This is a genomic window from Formivibrio sp. oc-25, from assembly GCF_055810895.1.
The window spans coordinates 59297-65760 of sequence record NZ_JBVVOL010000016.1 but is presented as its reverse complement, the minus strand read 5'-3'; the positions used below and the strand labels follow the sequence as shown (position 1 = coordinate 65760).

The window sequence follows — 6464 nt, the reverse complement described above, 5'->3', positions numbered from 1 at the left end:
TCGATGCCGGAAATGGCGTTGTTCTCGATCGGGCCATTACGCCAGTAGGCGTTCTGGTGCATCAGCTGCCAGTTTTCCTCGATCGCTTCGGCATCGCGGCCAATCAGGAGCGGGCGCAGGTATTCTTCGATCAGGCATTTGACCGCCACGTGGCGATAGGCGAAGGTGGCGCAACCCAGGCCATAGAGGCCCGGCTGGTTGGTTTCAACCTTCACCACCACGAGGTTGATACCCTCGGGAGCGGTGAGGATGACTTTGACGTCAGTAATTAAAGTTGCCATGGCATGCCCTCACAGTACGGACAGCCAGCCGCCATCCACATAAATAATCTGGCCATTCACATAGTTGGAGGCGTCGGAAGACAAGTAAACAGCGGTGCCAACCAGCTCTTCAGGTTTGCCCCAGCGGCCGGCCGGATTGCTGCTCTTTACCCAGGCATCGAAAGTCGGGTTGTTGACCAGCGCCTCGTTCATGTCCGTCAGGATATAGCCTGGGCCAATCGTGTTGGCCTGGATGTTGAATTTGGCCCATTCCGCTGCCATGGCTTTCGATAGCAGCTTGATCCCGCCCTTGGCGGCAGCATAGGGTGCAATGGTGGGACGGGCGGATTCGCTGGTCAGCGAGCCGATATTGATGATCTTGCCGCCACGGCCACGTGCGATCATGCGTTTGGCCGCTTCACGGCCCATGACAAAGGCGCTGGTGAGGTTGGTATCGATCACGCGCTGCCAGTCTTTCAGTTCCAGTTCGACCATCGGCTGGCGATGCTGAATCCCGGCGTTGTTGACCAGGATATCGACTTCCACGCCTTCGGCATCCAGTTGGGTAAATGCTGCCACCACAGCAGCTTCATCGGATACATCAAAAGTCAGGCCCAGTGCCTGATATCCCTTGGCATGCAGGGCGGCAACCGCTTCATCCACGGTTTCCTGCTTGCGCCCGTTGACGATCACGCGCGCGCCGGCTTGTGCCAGCCCTTCTGCCAGTGAGTAGCCAATTCCGCGCACGGAACCGGTAATCAATGCGGTACGGCCGGACAGATCAAAAAGTGATGACATAAGGTGTACTCCTGTTGAGCAAAATGTTTAGTGGTGGGTGCGCCATCGGCGCAAAAATGAGATTTTCAGCGGTCCTGCAACCTGGTTTGCAGATCATCTTCAGCCTGTTCAATCAGTTTGCGCGCGGCGCGTTCTGCCGCTGCCGCGTGGCCGGTTTCAATTGCATGGCACAAGGCTTCGTGCATCGGCAGTGAAAAAGCCGGCCCGCCTGGCTTGAGCGAAACAATTTCGAAACTGGTGCGCAGGATGGCAGAGAGCGCATCCTGCATTTGCCGGACAAACTGGTTGTGGCTGGCAGCCAGCACGGCGGAATGAAAAGCCAGATCGGCATGCACGTAATCCCCCTGGCCCTGTACGGCGAGATCCATGTTCTGGTAAGCCTGGCGCAGCATCAGGCGATCCGCTTGCGTGGCGCGCAGCGCGGCGAACCTGGCCGCAGCAGGCTCCACAATATGGCGCAGCTCCATCAGATCGCGTGCAAGCTGCGGGTTGTCCAGTGCCGATTGCGCCCGCCAGGCCATGATGCGCGAGTCAAACAGGTTCCAGTGCGAGGGTTCCAGCACGGTTGTGCCAACCTTGCGGCGCACTTCCAGCATGCCCTTGGCTACCAGTGCCTTGAATACCTCACGAATCACAATGCGGCTGACACCGAATTGTTCGCCAAGCTCTGTCTCGGACGGCAAAACCTGGCCCGGCGTATAGCGGCCGGAACAGATATCGCGACCCAGATGATCAAGCACCTGTTCCTGAAAAGTCCGATGCGACGGATTGAGTGGTGATTTCATAAGTAATATGTATCACATATTTTTGGGCCCGGAAAATACCGGGTGCGGATTCTCCTCCGCTCACTCCTCTCCCGGGTACAGAAGAGGGAGCAAAGCAGTGGCTTATCCTCGACTGCGTACGGGGGATATCCCCGGGAGCGAATTACACGATGCCGCGCAATTGCGCGCGCAGGCGATCCATTTCTTCCTGCATGTCCGCCACCAGCGCGGCCAGTTCTGGCACGGCATCGAAATTGCGTTCCAGCTCGCGCATGCGGCGTGCCCGCAAGAGGCTGATGCTGGAAAAACGCCAGGTTCCGGCGATGCATTGCGCATGCGGAAACAGACCTTCCTCGATATGGCGCAGCAACCATTCTGGCTCTACCCGGCAGGCTGCGGCAATCTGCTCCAGTGTCAGCCAGGTTTCTTCCATCAGGCTGCCGATCAGAATGTCCTCGTTTCGCATGATCATGCCCCCATATCGCGGCGCGGATCGAATGCCAGTTCGCGCGCCATGTTTTCGTAGATCTGTTTGGCCCTGGCCGTGTCGGCTGCCGGCAGAACGACGCGAATATCCAGAATCAGATCGCCCGGTGGGTTGGCCGGAATGCCGCGGCCACGCACGCGCAGTTGCGAACCACTTTGCGCGCCTTGTGGAATCCGCACCTTGATTCCGCTATCGGGCAAGCGCACATCTACTACCGCACCCAGCGCCGCTTCCCATGGTGTAACCGGCAAAGTCAGGTGCAGGTCACGCCCGTCCGCGCGCAAGCGCGGATGCGGGTTGAAGTGTACTTCCAGCAGCAAATCACCGGCGAGAGCGCCGCCCACACCGGGAGAACCCTGTCCGGCCAGGCGGATGGTCTGCCCTTCGAATACGCCCTTGGGGATCTTTACGTTCAGCGTGCGGGTATTGATCTGGATACGCCCCTGCGCATCCTGCGTGGGCACGCGTAGCGAAATCTGCCGGTTCGCTCCGGCAAAGGCATCCTCGATATCGAGCATGACCTTGGCGTGGTGATCCTCGCCGCGCATGCGAAACCCGCCACCCTGGCTGTGAAATCCAGCCTGACCCGTTCCCATGCGGCCGAACAGTTCGGCGAAAAAATCGCTGAAATCAGCAGCTTCATGCGGGGAAAAGCCACGACTGGAGAATTCGAAACCGGCATCCCATCCGGGCGGCGGGCGGAATTCCTGCCCCGGTTGATAACTGCCGAGCTGATCGTAGGCCGCGCGCTTTTCCGGATCGGAAAGCACGGCATACGCCTCATTGATATCGCGCATGCGCGCCTCGGCATCCTTTTCCTTGGATACATCGGGATGGTATTTGCGTGCCAGTTTGCGAAAGGCTTTCTTGATGTCATCCAGCGTGGCGTCTCGCGGTACGCCCAATGTCTGGTAGTAATCCTTGAATTGCATAAAGGCTCCCTATCGCCGAGAACCAGTTGCCTGCCATCCAACAGCCGCATCAGGCTATGCCTGAGGGCACAGGCAGCAACTGGAACGGATTATCTGGATTCACTCTAGATCAGCGCGGGCCACCTGAAAATCAAGGGCTTGAATTTCTCCTGACCGACCACTAAATCGGGAACAGGAGCATCCGGTTGGATGCGATGTACAACCTGTGATGGAGGGCAAGATGATGTATCGCAACCTGTTTCCCCGCGATATCTTCGCGGAGCTTGATCGCCTGCACCGGGAAATGCAGCAGGCCACCGAGTTTTCACCCAGCATACGCGGCCTGGTGCGTGGCGGTTACCCGGCCATGAACGTGGGTACCACGCCGGCATCGGTTGAAATCTATGCGTTTGCGCCAGGGCTTGATCCGGCCAGTATCGACGTGCATCTGGAAAAAGGCGTTCTGACTGTGGCGGGCGAGCGCAAATCGGAACTGCCAGGCAAGGATGAAAAAGCCACCGTGCATATCGATGAACGCTTTGCCGGGCGTTTCCGCCGCGTGGTCTCGCTGCCGGACGATATTGATCCGGAGAAGGTCGAGGCGCGCTATCGCGATGGCGTGCTGCATATCAGCATCCGCCGCCGTGAAGCCAGCACCCCTCGTCGTATCAGCGTTCAGTGAATAAGGAGGCCAATCATGAATACCAATGCGACTGTGACCAAGCCCAATGAAGCGGCTCGCAACGATACAACCTTGATGCCGCCGGTCGATGTGATCGAAGATGCAACCGGTATCGTGCTGTATGCGGATCTGCCCGGCGTTCCCAAGGAAAAATTGAATCTGCATGTCGATGCCGACACGCTGACCATCGAGGGCGAAGTCAGCCTGGATATTCCGGAAGGCATGGAAGCCACGCATATCGAAGTAAACCTGCCGCGCTATCGCCGGGTGTTCTCGCTTTCCAAGGAGCTCGATGCGAACAAGGTCAAAGCCGAATTCAATCAAGGCGTGCTCAAGCTGCATATCCCGAAAGTGGAGCATGCACAGCCGCGCAAGATCGAGATCAAGGCTGGCTGATTTGGGCTTGCCAGGAGCAGCATCCATTCAAGTGTTGTGCCCTCTCCCCAACCCTCTCCCGCAAGCGGGAGAGGGCAGAATGGGTGATTTCGGCAAAGTGCCCATCCCTTCGGGGGCAGAAGCGGTGATCCTGTCAAAGTTTCCCCTCTCCCGCAGGCGGGAGAGGGGCGGGGGAGAGGGATAAAATTGAGCCGCAGGACGGGTTTCAACCCGTCACAACGGGGCATGCCACAGCCCGTGTGCTGACGAACTGAAATCCGCCCTACGGCATCAGGCCTGGTTTGTCAGGCAGTTTTGAATGAATTCCCCGATAGCCACGATTTCCGGCATGCATACCGAATGCTGCATCGGGTAGGTGTGCCAACTGATCGGGTAACCGGCTGCGGCCAGCTTTTCATAAGCGGCCTTGCCCAGCGTAACCGGTACGATCGGGTCCATGCCGCCATGGCCGGCAAAGATCGGCGTGGATTTGTTGGCTTCAGCCAGACCTTCCTCGATCAGTTCCGGTGCAGGGATATAGGTGGAAAGTGCCACGATACCGGCAAGTTTTTCCGGATGCGTCAGCCCTGCCGTATAGGCAATGGCGCCACCTTGGGAAAAACCGGCCAGAATGATGCGATCGGTCGGAATGCCGCGTTCGTTTTCATGCCTGATCAGCTGGCGAATGGATTCGACCGAGCGCACTACGCCGAAGGAATCGGCTTCGCGGTTGATCTGGTCGAAATGGATGATGTCATACCAGCCGCGCATCACGTAGCCGTTGTTGCAGGTAATCGGAATGGCCGGTGCATGCGGGAAAATGAAGCGCACGGGCAGATCTGCCGGCAGGCCCAGCTCGGATACCACCGGCACAAAATCGCTGCCATCGGCACCCAGGCCATGCAGCCAGATCACGCTGGCAACCGGATTATCTCCGGCCGCAAGTTCAATGGCATCGAGCAGTTGATCGTTCATGATGGGTTCTCGTTAGATGCCGGGCGGATCGCATCCTTGGGGCGGAATGCCTTGACGATCTCCGGTCGGGTTTCAATATAGGGGCCTTCCAGCAACTGGATGCAGTAGGGCACAGCGGCAAAAATGCCGTGCACGCGCGCGCTGCCATCCTCGCTTTTGAGGCCCTCCAGCGTTTCCTTGATCGATTTGGGCTGGCCGGGCAGGTTGAGGATCAGCGCCTGCTTGCGGATCACGCCCACCTGGCGCGACAGGATCGCGGTCGGTACGAAATTCAGACTGATCTGGCGCATCTGCTCGCCAAAGCCCGGCATTTCCCGATCGGCAATCGCCAGCGTGGCATCGGGCGTGACATCGCGCCGCGCCGGGCCGGTGCCGCCGGTGGTGAGCACCAGGTGGCAACCTGCTTCGTCCACCAGCTCGCGCAGCGTGGCTTCGATCAGCCATTGTTCATCCGGGATCAGCTTGGTAACGATTTCCAGCGGGTTGACGATAGCGGTGCCAAGCCATTCCTGCAGCGCCGGAATGCCCTTGTCCTGATAGACCCCGGAAGAGGCTCGGTCGGAGACCGATACCAGGCCGATTTTCAGCGTGTCATTCATCGTCGTTGGTCTCAGCCACGGTTGTACCGGCAATCGGCGGTTCCGGGATGTATTCCTTCAGCAGCTGGAACAGCTCACGGTAGCTTTTCGGCGGCTTGTTTTGTTCGCGTTCTTTCTGCGTGTTACGGATCAACTGGCGCAAACGCTGCACATCGGCTTCAGCGTATTCGGCCACAAAACCTTCGATGGCCTTGGGATCGCTCAGCAGCGATTCGCGCAGGCGTTCCAGCTTGTGCAGCCAGGCGCTGTGGCGATCTGATACGCCGGCAATCTTGTCGAGCAATTCGTGGATCGGCGCGGGATCAACGCCGCGCATCAGTTTGCCGATGTACTGTTTTTGCCGGCTGATGGCGCCGTGCGCGGTCAGGCGCTTGGCCTCGATCAGCGCATCGAACAGTTTTTCCGGCAGGTTGAGCGTGGCCAGCAATTTCTTGTCGAGCGGGATCAGCTTCTCGCCCAGCTCTTGCAGGGCGGTCATATCCCGCTTCATTTCGGATTTGCTGACGTAGATGATTTCGTCGTCGGGATTGTCGAACTGCTCGTTACTCATGGCTGCGTGTCGCTGGGTAAAACCGGTATGATACCGCAACACAATAACGGGTCATCAACGTGT

Annotated in this window: 9 protein-coding genes and 1 pseudogene; 2 read left to right on the top strand and 8 right to left on the bottom strand. The window is 58.5% G+C overall.

The window, feature by feature from the left end; translation table 11 throughout:
- The 5 genes and pseudogenes from AC0KVQ_RS11605 to AC0KVQ_RS11585 all read right to left on the bottom strand — a co-directional run.
- Positions 1-281, bottom strand: a pseudogene (locus tag AC0KVQ_RS11605) (hypothetical protein); the annotation flags it as partial.
- Positions 282-290: 9 nt separating this feature from the next.
- Positions 291-1058 carry an SDR family oxidoreductase gene (locus tag AC0KVQ_RS11600; protein ID WP_473421317.1) on the bottom strand — a complete coding sequence of 256 codons (768 nt, stop codon included), beginning with the start codon at positions 1056-1058 and terminating at the stop codon, positions 291-293.
- Between the two features lie 65 nt (positions 1059-1123).
- On the bottom strand, positions 1124-1843 hold the full coding sequence (locus AC0KVQ_RS11595; protein WP_473421316.1) for a FadR/GntR family transcriptional regulator: 720 nt from the start codon (positions 1841-1843) through the stop codon (positions 1124-1126).
- Positions 1844-1985: 142 nt separating this feature from the next.
- Positions 1986-2288: a helix-turn-helix domain-containing protein gene (locus AC0KVQ_RS11590; RefSeq protein WP_473421315.1), complete on the bottom strand. Its 303-nt coding sequence runs from the start codon at positions 2286-2288 to the stop codon at positions 1986-1988.
- A 2-nt stretch (positions 2289-2290) separates the two neighbouring features.
- On the bottom strand, positions 2291-3241 hold the full coding sequence (locus AC0KVQ_RS11585) for a DnaJ C-terminal domain-containing protein (protein ID WP_473421314.1): 951 nt from the start codon (positions 3239-3241) through the stop codon (positions 2291-2293).
- Positions 3242-3461: 220 nt separating this feature from the next.
- Between AC0KVQ_RS11585 and AC0KVQ_RS11580 the strand changes: the two genes are divergently transcribed.
- Both AC0KVQ_RS11580 and AC0KVQ_RS11575 read left to right on the top strand, forming a co-directional pair.
- Positions 3462-3902 carry an Hsp20/alpha crystallin family protein gene (locus AC0KVQ_RS11580; protein WP_473421313.1) on the top strand — a complete coding sequence of 147 codons (441 nt, stop codon included), beginning with the start codon at positions 3462-3464 and terminating at the stop codon, positions 3900-3902.
- 15 nt (positions 3903-3917) lie between these two features.
- Complete coding sequence (locus tag AC0KVQ_RS11575) at positions 3918-4298, top strand: Hsp20/alpha crystallin family protein (protein WP_473421312.1); 381 nt, start codon at positions 3918-3920, stop codon at positions 4296-4298.
- 270 nt (positions 4299-4568) lie between these two features.
- On the opposite strand, the gene AC0KVQ_RS11570 is transcribed toward AC0KVQ_RS11575, so the two are convergent.
- From AC0KVQ_RS11570 to yjgA, 3 genes are read right to left on the bottom strand one after another with little or no spacing between them, the layout of a single operon-like run.
- A complete protein-coding gene (locus AC0KVQ_RS11570; RefSeq protein ID WP_473421311.1) occupies positions 4569-5252 on the bottom strand; it encodes an alpha/beta hydrolase in 684 nt (227 codons plus the stop codon).
- Positions 5249-5851 carry a molybdopterin adenylyltransferase gene (gene mog / locus AC0KVQ_RS11565; protein WP_473421310.1) on the bottom strand — a complete coding sequence of 201 codons (603 nt, stop codon included), beginning with the start codon at positions 5849-5851 and terminating at the stop codon, positions 5249-5251. Before mog ends, AC0KVQ_RS11570 begins: the two co-directional genes overlap by 4 nt.
- Positions 5844-6401: a ribosome biogenesis factor YjgA gene (yjgA, locus tag AC0KVQ_RS11560; protein ID WP_473421309.1), complete on the bottom strand. Its 558-nt coding sequence runs from the start codon at positions 6399-6401 to the stop codon at positions 5844-5846. The genes mog and yjgA overlap by 8 nt, the downstream gene beginning before the upstream one ends.
- Between the last annotated feature and the right edge of the window lie 63 nt (positions 6402-6464).